The organism is Klebsiella terrigena, assembly GCF_006539725.1.
Taxonomy (GTDB): Bacteria; Pseudomonadota; Gammaproteobacteria; order Enterobacterales; family Enterobacteriaceae; genus Klebsiella; species Klebsiella terrigena.
In genome coordinates, this window is record NZ_BJNO01000016.1 from 1 (window position 1) to 18,029 (window position 18,029).

Sequence of the window (18,029 nt, forward strand, 5' to 3'; positions counted from 1 at the left end):
CCGCCCTTGCCGCCGCGCAGAACCAGAGCGCCCTCGCCGGCGCCGCTGGCGCTGCAACCGGCGAACTGATCGGCATCATCGCCACGCAGATGTACAGCAAAACGGTCAGCGAACTGGACGAAACGCAGAAGCAAACCGTCTCGACCCTGGCAACGCTGGCGGCGGGACTGGCGGGTGGGCTGGCCGGTGACAGCAGCGCCTCTGCGATTTCCGGCGTGCAGGCCGGGAAGACGACGGTGGAGAATAATAATCTGGCTCTGATTGCACGTGGTTGTGCCGCTCTCTCGCCGTGCCGGAATAAGGTTGCAGAGCAGCTACTGGAGATAGGTGCAAAAGCTGGAATCGTGGGTCTTGCCGGAGCAGCCATCAAGGATGTTGCCGATAAGATGACATCAGATGAACTGGATCACCTGATTACCCTGGAAATGATGGGTAATGATGAGATCACCGGAAAATATCTGAGTTCTCTTCAGGATAAATATGGCTCCGGTAGCGAATCTGGACCAAACATGGGTACCCGTTCATACTCAAAACCTTCGAACTCATCGAGCATGTGCCAGTGAAGATGCAAATTCTCTGACATGAAAATAAACCCCTGCACACGATTACCGGAATCATCTAATACGATCCCCGGATATCCCATCTCTGCACCCCAACCTTTATCTAATAAAGAACCGCCAACGTGGCCTTCCTGCCATGTCCCCCCAATCTTTTCAAGAATATGAGCATTAGGTCGGCCAGGACCCAGGGTCCCGTAAACAAACAAGCTTTCCATCATTCCTCCGCTTATCGTAAAGCCAATGTGAATGTTATATGTGCTAATTTTGTTTTTCGGACTCTGGCCTGACAAATCATTTGTTCTCACAATACGCGTGAATTATTATCACGCGTATGATATTTGATCGCCTCCCCCCATTGCAGACTCTGCGTGCTTTTGAAGCCGCAGCCCGTCTCTCTAGTATGACACTGGCTGCAACAGAGCTGCACGTAACGCATGGCGCGATAAGCCGGCAAATCCGGAAGCTTGAAGAGCATCTGGGGTTAAAACTATTTTTCAGGCTGACCCGACAGATAACACTGACTCAGGAAGGGGCTGAATATCATCTCACTGTTACCCGCCTTCTGAATGAGTTAATGATGGAATCTGAACGTCTGCGCGGAAGGAACCCTGCAAAAAGTTTACGTGTCAGTACAACAGTTTCATTTGCCAGCAAGTGGTTGGCACCGCGTCTGAGCCGGTTCAGGCAGAGATATCCTGAATTTGATATTCAACTGGATGTTACTGACAGTAATGTGGATCTAAATGATGGTCAGGAAGCGATGTCATCCAGCCATATGAAACGAGCTTCTGTATCGATAAAACGAAGGATCAACCAGGCGCTGGCTAATCTGTCCACCCAGGGTCGACGGCATGTTGCCCAGATCCTGTTGTTGAATTCACTGACAGAAAGGGTTTCAAGAGCAGCTGTCGAAGAGTTGAGTCAGTGCAGTTTCTTTCGTGATAACTGAGCGTGTTTTTCGTATTTCTGTGAGTAATCCGGCGTAATCCTCAGCACGGTCAAACAGAGATCTGAAATCAACGTGTTCCGGCTCCTTAGCCAGCATAACAAAAGCAGTACCGCCAACGGCGCGAACACCCAGTGCAATCTGGTTAAAGGTCTCCTTCCCTGAATGGTTGTCTGGCATAAGGTAACCGCCATCACGTAATACTGCCGCACCGGCAGTTTTTAACATTCACCAGGCCCGCATACGAAGCGTAGCCTGCTCAGTTGAGAGCATAAGGATCAGAATGAGTATTTTAATGATGTAGAGATTAATACATCATGAAGAGTACGCTACATATTATTTTGAAATAAAATAAGCACAATTAATTATTAACATTCCATAATACGAACGTATTCTACACCCGGAATAGTTCTTTTCATGGCCGGCCAGCAAACATAGGTTGATGTTAGCAATGCACGCTCCTGCCGCGAGGACGGCCGAAGCGTGGGTGTGCAGGTCCACTCTGTGCGAATAGTAGACCAGGAATAAAACCCCTCGAAATAATATTGAGTCTCCTGGAGGGGCTAAACAGGTTTAACCGGCAGATGTCAGCACATGACCGTAAATGAAGGATTCATTTAGACTGGTCTGGCACAAAATACATCAGCAATAGCGTCAAGACACAAATAACCGCGCCGGCAAAAAATGTTGAAGCAGAACCCCAAATGTCCCATAACAGGCCTGCGCCCAGGCTTGCAATCAGCAATCCTGCTCCGCTCAGTAAGCTGAAAAATCCAAAGGCCGTACCACGAAGATCAGCGGGTGCCGTACGGGCAATCATGGTGTTCAGCAGACCCTGAGTCATTCCCATATGTACGCCCCACAAAGCAACACCCACGATTATTCCTACCCAGGTATGACTGAGGGCGAGTACTAAGTCAGCCGCGATGAGCACTACAAGCCCCATTTGAAGTAATCGCTTATGACTGATGCTGTCTGATAAGCGCCCGAAAGGGTACGCAGTAAAAGAAAAGACGACATTCATGGCGACCATCACGAGAGGAATTAAAGCTAGTGGGATATCAACCTCTTGCGCCCTTAGCACCAGGAAAGCCTCACTAAATCTGGCGAGAGTAAATACCCCACCGAGTCCTATAACCCACCAGCAATCCACACCCAGCCTTTTCAGATTCTCCTTTCTCACCGGATTAGTTCTGACCGCAGCGACTGGTGTGCGTGGTTCATGTAATCCGAAAAATAACAGGGCTACGGCCAGAAATGCCGGCACGACGGCAACCCAGTAAACAGCACGGAAATCGTTACTCCATAAAAGCATTAGCCCCACAGCCAGCAGCGGCCCAAGAAAACCGCCCATCGTGTCCAGTGTCTGGCGCAGGCCATAAGCCGCCCCTCTGATCTCGGGGGGAGTAACGTCGGCAACGATCGCATCTCGTGGTGCGCCCCGAATTCCTTTTCCGACTCGGTCAATCATGCGCGCGCTGAAGATCATCCCTGAGGTTGAAGCCAGCGCAAAAAGTGGCTTGCTAAGTGCACCAAGGCCATAGCCAAGCACTGCAAGCCCTTTACGTTTGCCAATGTAATCACTGATTACACCTGAAAAAACTTTGACGCATAAAGCCGTCGCTTCAGCCAGTCCCTCAATCAGTCCAATGATGACTACTGGCGTCCCTAAAGCAGTGGCCATAAAAAGTGGAAGAAGGCTGTGGATCATTTCAGAAGAAACATCCATCAAAAGACTGACAAAACCAATAATCCAGACGCCACCGGGAATGCGCCGTAATGTCGAAAATCGAGTCCCCATTTCACATCCTTTTAAAACCAAAAGCGCTAATAAACATCACACCATATTACATGTGAATGAGAATTATTTTGCATAATTGAAAGGTGGTTTTCAGCTGCGGGAGTCGTAAGCAGGTACTTTGTTCGTTGCTGCAGATGCCACTCCGCCAAAGTTAACATTATTGCCCCCTCACGTATGACGGACGGGAGGTCCGTCATATCCAGGCCGGCCACGAACGACGAGCGGGCATACCCGAAATCGAGCAAGGCGATGGCTTCACAGCCGAAGTGTGCTTAAATCAACCTGCGGCGTCATCGAAGCCAATACATTGAAATCAGCAATCTGGAGGTAAGTTTGCAACTTGAAACCAGGCGTTTATGTCTTAGACCGGTAGTTGCATCAGATGTAGCCGATCTATTCAGGATATATGGCGACCCTGCCACGAACCAATTCAATCCGGCTGGACCTTATCCAGATATTCAACATGCGCAGGCAGTTTTGAATCGATGGGTAGAGCATTGGGTAGCCAATGGTTTTGGTAACTGGGCAATATCCCTTCTCGACAGCCCCGAAGATCTCATTGGCTTCGGTGGACTGAGTATCCTCAGCTATACCGATAAACCGTTCAATAATCTGGGGTATCGGTTTGCAACTGAAGCGTGGGGAAAAGGACTGGCGACGGAGTTTGCTGAATATGCCGTAAGGTATGGCTTTGAGGTAATAAAACTTGCAGAAGTTAATGCTGTTGTAAGAGCAAACCATCTGGCATCGCAAAAAGTTCTACAAAAGGCAGGCCTGAGCTACGTCAGAGATATAGATGATGTCAAAGACGCCCCTCCGAGCATGCTATATGCTCTTCTTTTTGATGACTGGCATATAAGTAAAAGCATGCCAGGTTGATAAACTCACAGACAGTATTGTGAATGTAGCCATAAAAATGAGTCACTTACCAATTGCTCTCAATTACCTCACTTAGCGGCACTACAGGATAAGGTGATTTTTAAGACAATCAATTAATCTAAAGGCCCTTAACTACGGATTGACAAGCTATGACAATTCAAACACCGCAGGCAGTAACGGAAGCTTTTTTTCATCGTATAGCCACAGCAGAAGATGTGAATGAAATAGCTGAATTGGTTAGTGAAAATGTAGACTGGCTGGTCTCCGGAAATACTCAGGTAGTTCCCTGGATTGGCCGCAAACACGGCAGAAAGGGTGTAGCCGAATTCTATGCGCAAATCCGGGCACAGATTTCATCAGAACATTTTGAAATCAAAGATATCCTTATCAAAGATAAGCATGTAGCGGCTATCGGTGAGCTTGCATCACGCGTTAAAAAAACGAACAAGCTGATTGAAACCGAGTTTGTACTCGATATGCACATTGAAGATGGTCTTATTACCCGTTTTCGTATGTTCGAGGATAGCTACGCAGTTTCCGAAGCCTGCCTTTGATTTGTAGATATCCTTGTTCCCTTCAGACACCCACTCAAACGAGCGTGCAGCGAACTTTTTCGTTATTGAGAGTTCGCTGACTTAATACCGTATTCAACATTGGCCTGACCCTTGTTGAATTATACCTGCTCACATCCGCTCCGGGTACCAAGCGGATGTGAGTGCTGTGGGTCCGCTGAGAGCGAGAAGTGTTCAACGTCCCCAAATTCAGCCTTTATTCCCCACTTTTTCGCGTGTAGGACCATCAAAATAGATGTTACTAATGTGGCAACTACGCGGTTGAACCAACACAAAGCGAATTGTTTCCCAGACCGAGCGCCCATTCATTAAACGCTCCCCCATTTTGAATTGGTTATCGACAAACGTATCTAATCCTGTCAGTTCGAAATCTGGGGGATATAACCCAGTCACACGTATATTTTCTTCGGACAACTGGTGTGAGAGTTTAGTTGTAAACCCGCTAAGGCCGTGTTTACTGGCAAAAAATGCGGGATGCGCAATTGAATCTGTGAAATTCGGAATCCCACATGAAGATATAATTGAGACTATATCCGCACTTTCTGAACGTCTTAAGCTGGGCAGCAATGCCTGAGTCAGTAGAATCGAACCTGTTAGTCCTGAGCTGACAGTATTGATAATTTCTGTGTCTGGTTGATCGTCTAACGTTCCGGATAACCACTGGGCAGCATTGAGGATTAAAATGTCTATGGGCTTATCTGAAGTTAACAACTGTGAAGAAAACTGAGAAAGGGATTCAGGCTGGGTTAAATCACAGATATATCCTTTCGCAATTCCGCCTTCAGCCGAGATGATACTGCAAGTTTTTTGAATATCATTGGCACGCCTCGCGCAAAAATCTACCTCGACGCCTTCTCGTGCCAACCATACGCTCAACGCCTGACCAAATCCCCCGCCACCACCGGTAATCACAGCCCTCTTACCTTTTAGCATCTTCATTCATCCTTTCTTAATGACTATGTATGGATGTAGATATACATGAGGAGATGGATTGGCGTCTTTCAGTGAGTGCCATTTTTAGATGACAGGTTGGATAAGCTGTACAGCAATCTTTTTAATAGCGTGCCAGTCCGTCCGCTCCTGGCACATAGATGACCGTCATATTAAGTTCAACTTAGATCATCAACGGCTTCAGTCTCCCTCCCTCCTGCGGCATATTTGCCACAAAAAGTCATTGCCTGATGTATGACTAACCTACTAATAAATATTAAAAATATGAACTCGGAAAACTCTATGCGTGGCAGATCTACGGCTCACGGCAGAGCAGGAGGATTGTCGATGCCAAACGGCCTCCAGTCCTGGCTGACGCACAGGCAAATGCATGAACCCTCTCTGGTGTTTATGCCGGCGATGGCAGATTGACGCTACCGTCCGAACTCGAAAACTGGCCGGGTAACTACAGCGCCAACGCGATGGATTCGATCAGCGTCCGCAGCCACTTCTGCGCCTGGTGGCCATCGCTTCGACGATGCCAGATCAGGTAAAAAACGATCTCGGGCAAAGTAACCGGCGGCGGGAAAAAGGCCAACTGTCTTCCAGCCGGAGATTGAAGCGCGACCCGCTTCATGACGGTTGCCGTCATACCGGTGCGGGCCACGATGGCCGGTAGGGCGAACATGTGAGGAAGCGTTAGCGCGAGCGTGCGCTGCTGGCCCAACTGGGCAAGAGCCTGATCCACGAGACCATGTCGCTGCCCCTCCGGCGAGGCGAGCGCATGGGGAAGTGACAAATAGGTCTTCATATTCATCCCGCGTCTTGCTGCGGGATGCTTACTTGCGATGATGGTGACGAATTCGTCACGCAGGATCGGCCGGGTCAGGATGCGGCCATCGGAATGCGTAGGCGGCACGCCAATGGCCACATCGATCGCTCCGGCATCGAGCAGGTCCACCGCATGGTCGCGGTCGTTAAAGGCATGCACATTGACCGAAATACCGGGTGCTTGTTCTGCGAGCGCCTCTAACAATGCGGGCAGCACAACGAACGCCGGATAGTCTGACAGACCCAGGTTGACCGTCAGCTTTGCTACCCCCGGAACAAAATCCGGCTTCCTGACCAGAGTGGCTTCGAGCTGCCGCAATGCCTGTGAAATGGGTTCGGCCAACTCGCGCGCGCGCGGCGTCGGCAGCAGGCCTTCGGCGCTGCGCAAAAACAACGGATCGCCTAACAGCTTTCGTAGCCTGGACAGGGCTGCGCTCATGGCTGGTTGACTCACCCCGACCCGGGTGGCGGCTCGCGTCACATTACATTCGCTCATCAGCGCGTCAAAGGCGGCGAGCAGATTCAAATCAATGCCATGAAAATCCATAAATCAAATAATCCATTATACAGTTTATTTGTTAGACGGATTTTAGCATCGAGCAGATACTCTCGTCACTCTTAAGCCATCGCACGTAACTGCAACCCAACCAAGGTGACCCATGAATACAGAGAGTGCTGAACTCACCGAACGCCTGCGCATTGAGCGTCTGGCCGTAGAAACGCTCTATCGCGCCTTCAACGAAAAGAATCCCGACCTGGTTGATACCGTACTGGCGCCGCAGTGGGACGACATCCCGCTTGCGCCGAATCAAGGCCCTGGGCCGGAAGGCATCAAGCCAATCATCCGCAGCTTCGGCGAGGCTTTTCCCGATGTACATATTGCCATCCACGACATGATTCAGGTACCCGGTCGGATCGGCGTGCGTGCAGAGATCGGCGGTACGCATCAGGGAGAATTTTTCGGCATCGCCCCGACTGGCAAGAAGATAAGTTTTCGACTGCATGAATTTCACACGCTGAGCGACGGTCGCGTCACCACCACCTGGCATATGGAGGACTGGTTCGGCCTGTTCATTCAGCTCGGCCAGTTCCCGGCTCAATCCTGATCGTATTGAAAACGAGATTCATCATGAAAGCAGCGTTAATAAAGAGTTTTGGCGGCCCGGATGTCGTCAGCATCGGCGCGCGATCTGCAGCCGGCTGAGGTTATGGTTCGCATTGAGGCGACAGGCATCAATCCGCTGGACGTAAAAATTATTGCAGGCTACCTGCAACAGGTTTTCCCGATCGATTTTCCCTACGTACCAGGCACCGATGCTCGGTGCTTCCCATGTTCGCCCAGGTTCCGATGGGCCGCGTGGGAACGCTCGAGGAAATAGCCGATGCCGTCACACTTCTTGCCAGCCCCCGGGCAAGCTACATAACCGGAACGAATTTAAGACTTGATGGCGGCATGTGGCCCGGACTCTAAAGGTGCAGCGGGTCACAGCCCCGCTCAGCTGTTCAACGACATCGGCTTACTCCCTCCAGGAGGTAAACCAAATAACCGACGCACCCAGTTAAGAAACGCGCCGTAGGGCCGTCCCAGGCAAAGCATCATCAGCGCGGCGCCGAGAGTGCCTCGCACCAACCCGCTTCCCGAAGCGCCGCTGAAGGCAATAATCAGCGCATAGATCGGCACCTGAAAACTGACCAGAGCCGCGCTGTCCCAGAGCAGCTGAGATACCCGACCGGGGCCGGCGCGCCGCATCAGCCAATCCCGCCAGATACCGTAGGGCCTTGCGACCGGGACCATCAGCACCGCCCCCAGCAGGCAGGCGTGGAGAACCTGCTCCCAGGTCATACCGGCTATCACGCGTTCGTTAATAATGCCGGTTGTGGTGAAGAAGAGGATCAGCGCAGCGGTATCTGCAATAAATGCGGTCCGACGCATCGACCGTTCCGGGGGTTGAGGCAAATTACATTTCCTGTCGTGGTGGAGTGATTAAACGCCTTCTCATCCACAGAGAAGCCTAAAACTATAGCATACGGGCATCATCCAGCCCCCCGCCCTGCTATGTGCTGCCCCGCTCTTCCCCCTTTACGCTTCCCTGGCCTCGCCCACCGCGCCCACGTGATTCGCCTCCGGCCGTATAAATGCGTCGTGTTTAATTGCAGGAAATGCGCCGCCGCGGCCGCCTGCGGGGGCAATAATGCCCCCTTTCAACTCCTCCCCTATTACCGCGCGGGCGTAAACACGCCCCGGAAGCGCATCTTGCCGGAGGCCAGGCGCTCGTAAGCTTCCGCAGCCTGATCCAGCGAAAATGTTTCCACGATCGGCTTCACTTTGCCTTTTGCCGCCAGATCGAGCACTTCACTCAGGTAGTGCTGCCCGCCGTGCGTTGAGCCGATAACGCGCTGGCGCATCATGTGAAACGGCACGCCTTCGGAAGAGATCGAGAACGGCCGGTTAAAATCAAGCCCGCACAGCACCACCCTGCCGTCAGCCCGCAGCCCGGTGAGCGCGTCCTCAGCCGCGTTGAAGTGGTTGGTGGTGACCAGCAGCACGTCCGCGCCCCCCATTTCCCGCAGCGCTTTCCCGTTCGCCACCACATGGTTGGCCCCCAGCTGGCGGGCCAGCGCATGCTTATCCGCTGAATGGGTAACGGCAATAGTTTCAAACCCGCAGGCACGGGAGAGCTGCAGCGCGACATGCCCCAGCCCGCCGATGCCGACAATCGCCACCTTCTCACGGGGCTTCGGCGCGGCATCGCGTAAACCGCTCCAGGTGGTGTAGCCTGCGCACATCATGGGCGCCGCATCGACATAATCCAGCCCGTCGGGCAGAAGCACGGTTCCCTCAGCCGCAATCGTAATATACTCCGCGTGGCCTCCCTGCGCGGCAAAGCCGGTGGTACGCGGCTGAACGCAGTTCATTGCCGTCTGGCCCGTCAACGGCCGGTTCTCACGACAGTATGGGCAGCGGCCGCAGGACGATTGCACCCAGGTAGTTCCTACGCGATCCCCCACCACGCGCGTGTGGACCCCGGCCCCAACCTCGACAACCTCCCCAACAACTTCATGACCCGGCGTTTGCGGGTAAATGTCGCCCCCATATCCCTGCGTCGCCCACACGTCGGTGTAGCACATGCCTGAAGCATGCACTTTTACCAGCACCTGCCCGGGCTCGACCTTAGGAACAGGGACTTCCTGGACTTCCCACGGTCGGTTGGCGCCGGTCATAACAATCGCTTTCATTTTCATTTGGTTATCCTTATTTCACTTGTCGTTGATGAGGGAAGCAGGCGGGTGCGCGGTTACCGTTAATGGGAAACGCAAAGTTAACGAAGCATGTTGAGTTCCTGCTATTTCGAGTCTATGGTTCGTGGATTATCAAAACAATCCACGCAATTTTTGATGTGATGATGAAAGACATTCACCAATTGAAGGGCGCTGATTTTTCAGCCTTTACCGCTTTTCTGGCCGTCGCGGTTAACCGCAGCTTTCGTGCGGCAGCGATCCAGCTGAACATGACGCCGTCGGCAATCAGCCATTCGATCAAGGTCCTTGAAAAGCGGCTGAACGTCCGGCTTTTTCACCGGACCACGCGCAGCGTCTCTCTGACCGAGGCGGGAGAGCGCCTGGTTGCCAAATTACGTCCGGCAATGGAGGCGATTGGAGATGCGCTGCAGGAACTCGATACACATGACCAGACGCCCACTGGAACGGTGCGGATTAACGCCAGCGAGGGCGCCATTCGCCTGGTCCTGAAGCCGATCCTGGCCGGCTTTCTGGCGCGCTATCCCGGCATTCATCTCGATATCGTTAGCGACGGCAGGCTCAGCGATATCGTTGGCGACGGCTTCGATGCCGGCATCCGTCTGGCCGAGGCGGTGCCAAAGGATATGGTGGCGGTTTCGCTTATGGGGCCGGTGCGTTTCGCCGCTATCGCCTCGCCCGATTATTTCAAACGCCGCGGTCGCCCCGCCGTTCCGCAGGATCTTTATCACCACGATTGCATACGCTTTCGCTTTGACAGCGGGGCGATCTATCGCTGGGAGTTTGCGCGTAAGGGGTTAATTGAAAAGATTAACGTCACGGGACCGCTGACCCTGAGCGATCAGCCCATGATGGTGGAAGCGGCGCTCGATGGAATAGGGATCGCCTTTGTACCCGACCACCTTGCCATGGACGCATTGCGGGATGGCCGTCTTGAACGGGTTTTAGAGGAGTGGTGTCCGGCGTATCCCGGGCTTTGCCTCTACTATTCCGGCCATCGTCACGTTTCACCCGCCCTGCGAGCGCTGATCGATGAGCTGACCCGGCACGCCAGACCCGAGGCGCAGGGCAAGACGGCGAATACTTAAACGCACCTGCTTAAACCCATTTAAGATAATTAATCGCATGCTCAGCGCACGCCTCGCCACTGTCCGAACGGCCAGGATACCGCACTCTGCAATGTGCAAAAAAAGATAAGAAGCGCCCGTTACGGGCGCCTCACCAGGCCGGCACAAAGATGCTGGCCGGAATATTGGCTTTGAATGGGATAAGACTATGGGTTCACAGGTATCCGCAGCGGAAGATTCTCTCCTGCGGCACGGGTCGTTCGTCACCTTTTGGCTGGCGCGCACCTGTTCATCGTTTGGTTTTCAGATGTTCTCGGTTGCCGTGAGCTGGCAAATTTACGCCATCACCCACAGCGCGATGGCGCTGGGGATGATCGGCCTGATGCAGTTCCTCCCTTCAGTGCTGCTGGCCCTGCCCGCCGGACACCTCGCGGATCAGTTCGATCGCCGGCGCATCGTGCTGCTAGGCCAGTTCATCGAATGGGCGGCGCTACTCGGACTGGTGGCGCTGACGCTGCTGCACTGGGCGGATAAAATTGAGATTTGGGGGCTGGTCTTCTTAATCTCGGTGGCAAAAGCGCTGGAGTGGCCGGCGATCACCTCGATGCTGCCGGCGCTGGTGCCGCCGCCGATCCTCGCCCGCGCGATGGCGGCCAGCTCCGTTGGGGGACAGGCGGCGGTGATTATCGGCCCAACCCTTGGCGGCCTGCTGTACGTCGCCGGTCCGGAAGTGGTCTACGGCGTCTCCGCCCTGTTCTATCTGTTCTCAATTGTGCTGGTGAGCCGGCTGCGCTACGAGCGGCCGCCGCAAACCCGCCTGCCGATGAATCTCAAGAACCTGTTTGCCGGCGTCCATTTTATCCGCGAGAGAAAAGACGTCCTCGGCGTGATCTCGCTCGATCTGTTTGCCGTGCTCCTCGGCGGGGCGACGGCGCTGCTGCCGATCTTCGCTCAGGATATTTTGCACACCGGCCCCTGGGGGCTGGGGATGCTGCGCGGTGCGCCGTCGGTCGGCGCGCTGCTGGTGGGCGTCTGGCTCAGCCGCAACAAGCTGGAGAAGAACGTGGGTATGATCATGTTCGCCTCGGTGGCCGGCTTTGGCCTGGCGACGCTGGTGTTTGCGCTCTCGACGAAGCTGTGGCTCTCCCTGCTGGCGCTGGCTGCGCTCGGCGGGTTCGATATGGTGAGCATGGTCATTCGCGGCGCGCTGGTGCAGCTGGATACGCCGGATGATATGCGCGGCCGCGTGAACGCGGTAAACGCCATCTTCATCAATACCTCGAACCAGCTTGGCGAGTTTGAGTCCGGCCTGCTGGCGGCGTGCATGGGCGCCGTACCGGCCGCGGCGCTCGGCGGGATCGGCACGCTGGTGGTGGTGGCGATATGGATGACCATTTTCCCGCATCTGCGCAAACGGCAGAAGCTGGAAAATGAAGGCACCCGCTGATAGCAAAGATGCGAGGTACTTTATGCGCGAAGCCGGAAACAGGCTGCCGAAATAATATTGACGCGCGCGGCTGCGGTAAAAATTCTGGCTAAGCTCTTTCTCAACGAAATAAGCGCCAGAAAAAAGATCCCGGATGCGGCAAGCGCGTCTGCGTTTCTCGCCTAACATTTAGCGCCGGCAAAAGCCGGCGCATTTATATCAGGCGCGGATATCATCGTATTCGCGGGTATTATCAAACTCGTGTTTAGCAAACGGGCATAGCGGGATAATTTTACGCTGCTCGCCGCGCATTTTTTCCACCACTTTCGCCACCAGCTTTTTACCGACGCCCTGCCCTTTCAGGCTCTCGTCGACGTCGGTATGTTCAATAATGCTGAGATGCTCCCCGGTGGGGACAAAGACAATTTCGGCGACCTGATTGCCCTCGGCGTCGTTAACGTAAAACTTGTTATGGCCTTCCAGTATTTCCATCACGTCCTCACTTATTTTTGGCGATACTTCAGGGCGCCGCTCGGGCAGGTATCGATGACGCGCACGACCGTGGCGGCATCCACCTCGTCCGGCACGATCCACGGCTTACGTTTCAGATTGAAGAGCTTCGCGCTACCGCGTACGCAATTCCCCGAGTGCTGGCAGATTTCCGTATTGAAGTAGACATCGATTTTCTCTCCCCTGTAGGCGCGAAATCCCGCGTCCAGTAGTTCCTTATCCATGACATTGCCCCATTGTTTTTATTGTTCAGACCCTAAGCATAGCCCTGGCGGGAGGCGCTGACTACGGGCAGCAGCAGAAACCCTTCCCCCTATTTTATCGGCCGCTATCGCGGTTAATGCAAAATAAATGCGTTTATATTCATTCGCTATGCAAAGGCTACGCTCAAGCGACGCCAGGAATATAGGTTTTTAGTCTGCCGAGCGGCTTTTAATTACCCTTCAGGCCGATTAAACTCACTCCACAATGATATGAGCGCGCAGGTATCCTCCCTTGAATCGTATAGCGAAGCTGGCTCCGCCAGCACTATTATTAACCGCGCCTTTAATTTCCGGCTGCTCTTTATCACCGGCGATCCCGGTATTAGGCGCCGCATTTCCCGGCTGGTTCTTCTGTTTATTGGGCGGCGTATTTTTACTCATTCCCTGCCATATCCTGATCGTTCGCCGGGGCTGGCAGTCGCGATTTTCGCCGCTGGTCTTCAGCTACCTGGCGCTGATGTTCCTGTTCGCCACGATCCTGTGGTTCCTCTTCTTTGTTAACTAAGCCGCTATGACAAACTCCAGCCCAAGCGTATTACGGAAAAAGTGGCCCCTGCTGGCCCTCGTCCTCGCCGCGATCGTGGCGCTTATTGTGGTTATCTGGCAGCTCCAGACCTCGCCGGCCACCAACGACGCCTACGTCTATACCGACACCATTGACGTGGTGCCGGAGGTGAGCGGGCGGATCGTCGAGATGCCGATCCGCGACAACCAGCGGGTGAAGAAAGGCGATCTGCTGTTCCGCATCGATCCGCGCCCCTACCAGGCGATGCTCGACGACGCCAAAGCCCGGCTGACGACGCTGGATGCGCAAATCATGCTGACCCAGCGCACGGTTAAGGCCCAGGAGTACAACGCCCAGTCGGTGGCCGCCGCCGTCGAACGCGCCAGGGCGCTGGTGAAGCAGACCACCTCTTCCCGCACCCGCCTCGAGCCGCTGGTGCCGCAGGGCTTTGCCTCGCAGGAAGATCTCGACCAGGCGAGAACCGCGGAAAAGGCCGCCCGCGCCGAGCTGCAGGCGACGCTGCTGCAGGCGAAACAGGCCTCCGCCGCCGTCTCCGGCGTAGACGCGATGGTTGCCCAGCGGGCAGGGATCCTGGCGCAGATTGCGCTGGCGGAGCTGCATCTTGAATTTACCGAAGTCCACGCCCCCTTCAACGGCGTGGTGGTGGCGCTGAAAACCACCGTCGGCCAGTACGCCTCGGCGCTCAAGCCGGTGTTTACCTTAATGGACGATGACCGCTGGTACGTGATCGCCAACTTCCGCGAGACCGATCTTAAAAACGTCCGCCCGGGCGTTCCGGCGCGGGTTACCGTGATGACCAACCACGACAGAACCTTCTCAGGAGTGGTGGATTCCGTGGGCTCCGGGGTGCTGCCCGAGGGCGGGAGCGTGATTGAAGGCCTGCCGATTATTCAGAAGAGCATCAACTGGGTCCACGTTTCCCAGCGCTTCCCGGTGAAGATCGCCGTCAAAGATCCCGACCCTGAACTGTTCCGCATGGGCGCCTCTGCCAGCGCCGTGCTTCAGCCGCAGTAAGGGGACGGCATGCAGAACTTCTGGTCGTTCCTGACCCGGGAACTCCGCGATGTGCCGGGCCGGGCCAACTATACCCTGCGCCTGACGCTGAGCTGCGCGGTGCTGATCGTCCTGTTTATGACGCTGCAGATCCCCTTCCTGGCCGTCGCGCTGATCGTGGTGTTTTACGTCAGCCAGCCGAACGTGCTGATGATCAAGCTGGTGAGCGTGGTGTTTTTTATCACCGTCAGCGTGGCGCTGGGCTGCGTGCTGCTGATCATCAAATGGACCTATGATTATCCGCTGATCCGCCTGGTGGCCTCAGTGCTGCTCTTTTTCGGCGCGATCTACCTGATGCGGGTGCTGGGCAAGCTGGGGCTGGCCTTCTTCGTGGTGGCGCTGGTGGTTATCTACGCGCAAACCTTCCCGTCGATGACCAGCCAGAGCGAGATCCTGGTGCGCCTGCTGCTGTGGCTGTGGGTGGTCATTAACACCGCCATCGTGGTCACCCTGCTGGTGAACGCCTGTTTTCAGCAGGCGTTTCCCGGCTACCAGCTCAAGGCGCGGATCGTCGTCCTGCTGCGCCAGGTTGCGCAGCTGCTCGTCCAGCCGGGGCCGCTGAAAAACCAGCCGACGTTTAAAGAGATCGCCGAAAACTTTGCCCAGCTAAACGCCCTCTATAAGCAGGCTACCCGCTCCAGCCCGGAGATGGCCGCCGACCCGCAGGGGTGGCAATCGCTGATGGCCGCCGCGCTGCACTGCTATCACCTAGCCGCGCTGCTTCAGCCGCGGGATGACCATCCCGCAGAGCGCCAGCAGCTCTCCGTTTCGCTCTCGGCATTGGCGGAGAATCTGCGCGCCGACGCCCTGCCCGCACAGCCGGAGATCGTCGCCCGGGATAGCGCCAACGGCGTAATTCTCCAGGAGATGGCCGCCACCCTGGGCAAGCTGGCCCGCGGCGAAGCGGTTGCGCTGCCGGCCGGGGAAGAGGAAAAGGCCCCGCTGCTGCTGCCCGATGCCTGGACCAATCCGGCCTACCTGCACTTCGCCCTCAAAACGCTGCTGGCGACCCTGCTGTGCTACGTTTTTTATACCGCCGCCGACTGGCAGGGTATCCACACCATTATGCTGAGCTGCGTGATTGTCGCCCAGCCGGGGCTGGGGGCGACCCTGCAGAAGACCTGGCTGCGCATCGGCGGCGCCCTGCTCGCCACCCTGCTGGCGCTGCTGATGATCGTCTACGTTCAGCCGCACACCGAATCCATCGTCGGGCTGCTGGCGATGACCCTCCCGGTGATGGCGCTGTCGGCGTGGATTGCCGCCGGCTCGGAACGCATCGCCTACGCCGGGATCCAGATAGGCTTTACCTTTTCGCTGGCGTTTCTCAGCTGGTTCGGGCCGCTGACCAATCTCACCGAGCTGCGCGATCGGGTTATCGGCATCCTGCTCGGGGTGCTGGTCTCGTCGATCGTCCACCTCTACCTGTGGCCGGATAGCGAAGCCCTGCCGCTGAAATCGCGCCTCGCGCAGCTCTACCGGCAGATTGCCGGCTACCTGCGCGCCGGGGATGATGAGGTCAGGCTGGTGCCGCTGTTCCACTCCCTGAACGGCGCCGAAACGCTGATGCATCGGGTGGCGGCCGAGCCGCTCAACGCCTGGGCCCATCCGCATCCGGAGGCCAAAACCTGGCCGGTCAAAGCGACCTGGCTGCGGGCCCAGGAGATCGTGCGCTTAAGCGAAGGCTATCGGCTGTACGCCGCGCCGGGGGATGATTTTCTCCAGCGCAGCGCCGCGCAGCTCCAGGCCTACGCCGAGGATATCGAGCGCCAGCAGGCCGCGCCGGCTCTGCCCCACGGAGTGCATCCGGATCCGCACAACCCCTTTGGTCCGCCGCTGGCGACGCTACTGACGACGTTACCGACGTGGTCGTCCGCACCTTCAGATCTTCCGCGACAGGCAGATAAGTCATGAGAAAAATGGACACCGCAGCACGCTACCTGCGCTACTCACCCCTCGCCTTCGTCCTGCTCGCCGGGTGCGCGCTGATTCAGGACGATCCTTCTCAGGTCAGGATAGTCAACCCGCAGCAGGCCGAGCTCGCGCAGGTGATTCATCTGGCGAACAGCGGCTGGCCGACAGCCAGGTGGTGGGAAGGCTATGACGATGCCCAGCTCAACATGCTGGTGAACCGCGCCCTGCAGAACTCCCCGACCATGCAGGCCGCCCGGCTGCGCATTTCGCAATCGCAGTCAACGGTAGAGCTGGCGCAGTCGGCAATGGGCGTGCAGGCCACCGCGGTGGCGGCGCAAAACCGCCTGCGGGTGACCAACAAGCAGTTCACCTGGCCCTACTCCTACTCTCTGCCGGTCGATAAAAACGGCCCCTGGTACACCCTGAATACGGTAGGCGTCGGCGCCACGCTGAATATCGATCTCTGGGGCGCCGACCGCGCCCACGTCGCGGCGGCCATCGGCGAGAAAAACGCGCGCCAGGCGGAAACCGCCGGTATCGAGCTGGATCTCGCCAGCAGCGTGGCGCAGCTGTACTTCGCGATGCAGGCTACCTTCCAGAAAATTGAGCTGCTCAACCAGCTGGAAGAGATTGCCCGCCTGTCGGTACAGGCGCACGAGCACCGCACCCGCCGGGGCGTGGAGGATAGCGTCGATATCGCCAACGCCCAGGCCGAGCTGCTGGCGGCGCAGCAGCAGACGATTACCGCCAAAGGTACCCTGACCCAGTATCGCGAAACCCTGCGCGCGCTGATCGGCGCCGACGCCAACAGCATGCCGGAGATCCACCCGGTGCCGCTGCCGACGCTGCAGGAGACGCTTCCCGATTCGCTCTCCTTCGAGCTGCTGGCCCGCCGCCCGGACCTGCAGGCGCTGCGCGGCTACGTCACCGCCTCGTTAAGCCAGGTCGATGCGGCGAAGGCGGCGTTCTACCCGCACTTCGATATCAAGGCCTTCTGGGGATATAACGCGCTGAGCGTCGGGGATCTGTTTAAATCGACGTTCCAGCAGATTAACCTGCTGCCCGGCCTCTATCTGCCGATCTTTGACGGCGGGCGTCTGAACGCCAATTTGCGTTCGGTGCGCACCGCCAGCAATATCCTGATCAAGCAGTACAACCAGGCCGTCCTTGATGCCGTACGCGACGTGGCGATAAGCTCCAGCCAGCTCAACGATCTCAACCAGCAGGTGGCGCTCCAGCAGCTGAAGGTGACCGCCGCCATGGCCACCACCCACAGCGCCAGCGCGCACTATCAGCGCGGGCTGCTAAGCTATTACGCCGCCCAGGAGGCGCGTCGACCGGCCATCGCCCAGCGGCTGATGCTGCTGGATATCCAGGCCCAGCGCCTGAGCACCGACGTTACGCTGATCAAGGCGCTGGGTGGCGACTATCGCAGCCCGCTGGCGGAAGTTAGCAAGAAGTAATACGAGCAGCAATAAAGGCGGGGCGGCGAACGC

21 protein-coding genes are annotated in these 18,029 nt (G+C 56.2%); 13 read left to right on the forward strand and 8 right to left on the reverse strand.

The features are described from left to right. On the forward strand, positions 1-563 hold a 563-nt coding region (locus RTE01_RS26510), incomplete at its 5' end, for a VENN motif pre-toxin domain-containing protein (protein WP_304363564.1). Here the strand turns inward: RTE01_RS26510 and RTE01_RS17140 are convergent. Beyond that, entirely contained in the window at positions 470-775 is a 306-nt protein-coding gene (locus RTE01_RS17140) for a gamma-glutamylcyclotransferase family protein (RefSeq protein WP_134528638.1), read from the reverse strand. The genes RTE01_RS26510 and RTE01_RS17140 overlap by 94 nt on opposite strands. 116 nt (positions 776-891) lie before the next feature. Between RTE01_RS17140 and RTE01_RS26710 the strand changes: the two genes are divergently transcribed. Next, positions 892-1,509 carry a LysR family transcriptional regulator gene (locus RTE01_RS26710; RefSeq protein WP_304363565.1) on the forward strand — a complete coding sequence of 206 codons (618 nt, stop codon included), beginning with the start codon at positions 892-894 and terminating at the stop codon, positions 1,507-1,509. Between the two features lie 610 nt (positions 1,510-2,119). On the opposite strand, the gene RTE01_RS17155 is transcribed toward RTE01_RS26710, so the two are convergent. After that, positions 2,120-3,307 carry an MFS transporter gene (locus tag RTE01_RS17155; RefSeq protein WP_134527650.1) on the reverse strand — a complete coding sequence of 396 codons (1,188 nt, stop codon included), beginning with the start codon at positions 3,305-3,307 and terminating at the stop codon, positions 2,120-2,122. Between the two features lie 333 nt (positions 3,308-3,640). Here RTE01_RS17155 and RTE01_RS17160 point away from each other — a divergent pair, with 333 nt between their 5' ends. Next, a complete protein-coding gene (locus RTE01_RS17160) occupies positions 3,641-4,186 on the forward strand; it encodes a GNAT family N-acetyltransferase (protein WP_134527653.1) in 546 nt (181 codons plus the stop codon). Between the two features lie 149 nt (positions 4,187-4,335). Continuing rightward, entirely contained in the window at positions 4,336-4,740 is a 405-nt protein-coding gene (locus RTE01_RS17165; protein WP_134527656.1) for a nuclear transport factor 2 family protein, read from the forward strand. A 207-nt stretch (positions 4,741-4,947) separates the two neighbouring features. Here RTE01_RS17165 and RTE01_RS17170 read toward each other — a convergent pair whose 3' ends face one another. Together RTE01_RS17170 and RTE01_RS17175 are read right to left on the reverse strand one after the other, a co-directional pair. After that, positions 4,948-5,691 carry an SDR family oxidoreductase gene (locus RTE01_RS17170; protein WP_041147743.1) on the reverse strand — a complete coding sequence of 248 codons (744 nt, stop codon included), beginning with the start codon at positions 5,689-5,691 and terminating at the stop codon, positions 4,948-4,950. A gap of 463 nt (positions 5,692-6,154) precedes the next feature. Continuing rightward, positions 6,155-7,066, reverse strand: a complete 912-nt coding sequence (locus tag RTE01_RS17175; protein WP_134527659.1) for a LysR family transcriptional regulator — start codon at positions 7,064-7,066, stop codon at positions 6,155-6,157. 112 nt (positions 7,067-7,178) lie between these two features. On the opposite strand from RTE01_RS17175, the gene RTE01_RS17180 reads away from it, so the two are divergent. From RTE01_RS17180 to RTE01_RS26645, 3 genes are all read left to right on the forward strand, one after another. Then, positions 7,179-7,625 (forward strand): ester cyclase, encoded by a 447-nt coding sequence (locus RTE01_RS17180; protein WP_115191937.1) that lies wholly within the window; start codon positions 7,179-7,181, stop codon positions 7,623-7,625. Positions 7,626-7,727: 102 nt separating this feature from the next. Continuing rightward, on the forward strand, positions 7,728-7,898 hold the full coding sequence (locus tag RTE01_RS26640; RefSeq protein ID WP_409372340.1) for a hypothetical protein: 171 nt from the start codon (positions 7,728-7,730) through the stop codon (positions 7,896-7,898). Beyond that, positions 7,868-7,990 (forward strand): SDR family oxidoreductase, encoded by a 123-nt coding sequence (locus RTE01_RS26645; RefSeq protein ID WP_409372341.1) that lies wholly within the window; start codon positions 7,868-7,870, stop codon positions 7,988-7,990. The genes RTE01_RS26640 and RTE01_RS26645 overlap by 31 nt, the downstream gene beginning before the upstream one ends. A gap of 24 nt (positions 7,991-8,014) precedes the next feature. Here RTE01_RS26645 and alaE read toward each other — a convergent pair whose 3' ends face one another. Beyond that, positions 8,015-8,452: an L-alanine exporter AlaE gene (alaE, locus tag RTE01_RS17190; protein WP_255313539.1), complete on the reverse strand. Its 438-nt coding sequence runs from the start codon at positions 8,450-8,452 to the stop codon at positions 8,015-8,017. 284 nt (positions 8,453-8,736) lie between these two features. Continuing rightward, positions 8,737-9,762 carry an alcohol dehydrogenase catalytic domain-containing protein gene (locus tag RTE01_RS17195; protein ID WP_218029261.1) on the reverse strand — a complete coding sequence of 342 codons (1,026 nt, stop codon included), beginning with the start codon at positions 9,760-9,762 and terminating at the stop codon, positions 8,737-8,739. 161 nt (positions 9,763-9,923) lie between these two features. Between RTE01_RS17195 and RTE01_RS17200 the strand changes: the two genes are divergently transcribed. After that, positions 9,924-10,865, forward strand: coding sequence for a LysR family transcriptional regulator (locus RTE01_RS17200; protein WP_218029262.1), 942 nt, complete (start codon positions 9,924-9,926; stop codon positions 10,863-10,865). A 187-nt stretch (positions 10,866-11,052) separates the two neighbouring features. Next, positions 11,053-12,291 (forward strand): MFS transporter, encoded by a 1,239-nt coding sequence (locus RTE01_RS17205; protein ID WP_134527665.1) that lies wholly within the window; start codon positions 11,053-11,055, stop codon positions 12,289-12,291. A gap of 198 nt (positions 12,292-12,489) precedes the next feature. Here RTE01_RS17205 and RTE01_RS17210 read toward each other — a convergent pair whose 3' ends face one another. Together RTE01_RS17210 and yjdI are read right to left on the reverse strand one after the other, a co-directional pair. Further along, positions 12,490-12,762 (reverse strand): GNAT family N-acetyltransferase, encoded by a 273-nt coding sequence (locus tag RTE01_RS17210; protein ID WP_041147122.1) that lies wholly within the window; start codon positions 12,760-12,762, stop codon positions 12,490-12,492. Between the two features lie 11 nt (positions 12,763-12,773). Then, complete coding sequence (gene yjdI / locus RTE01_RS17215) at positions 12,774-13,004, reverse strand: 4Fe-4S mono-cluster protein YjdI (protein ID WP_041147123.1); 231 nt, start codon at positions 13,002-13,004, stop codon at positions 12,774-12,776. A gap of 271 nt (positions 13,005-13,275) precedes the next feature. On the opposite strand from yjdI, the gene RTE01_RS17220 reads away from it, so the two are divergent. From RTE01_RS17220 to RTE01_RS17235, 4 genes are read left to right on the forward strand one after another with little or no spacing between them, the layout of a single operon-like run. Further along, positions 13,276-13,548, forward strand: coding sequence for a YtcA family lipoprotein (locus RTE01_RS17220; protein ID WP_041147124.1), 273 nt, complete (start codon positions 13,276-13,278; stop codon positions 13,546-13,548). 6 nt (positions 13,549-13,554) lie between these two features. Continuing rightward, positions 13,555-14,583 carry a multidrug transporter subunit MdtN gene (gene mdtN / locus RTE01_RS17225; RefSeq protein ID WP_115191934.1) on the forward strand — a complete coding sequence of 343 codons (1,029 nt, stop codon included), beginning with the start codon at positions 13,555-13,557 and terminating at the stop codon, positions 14,581-14,583. A 9-nt stretch (positions 14,584-14,592) separates the two neighbouring features. Continuing rightward, positions 14,593-16,533, forward strand: a complete 1,941-nt coding sequence (locus RTE01_RS17230; protein ID WP_134527668.1) for an FUSC family protein — start codon at positions 14,593-14,595, stop codon at positions 16,531-16,533. Then, positions 16,530-17,996 (forward strand): MdtP family multidrug efflux transporter outer membrane subunit, encoded by a 1,467-nt coding sequence (locus RTE01_RS17235; protein ID WP_141335204.1) that lies wholly within the window; start codon positions 16,530-16,532, stop codon positions 17,994-17,996. The genes RTE01_RS17230 and RTE01_RS17235 overlap by 4 nt, the downstream gene beginning before the upstream one ends. Positions 17,997-18,029 lie beyond the last annotated feature (33 nt).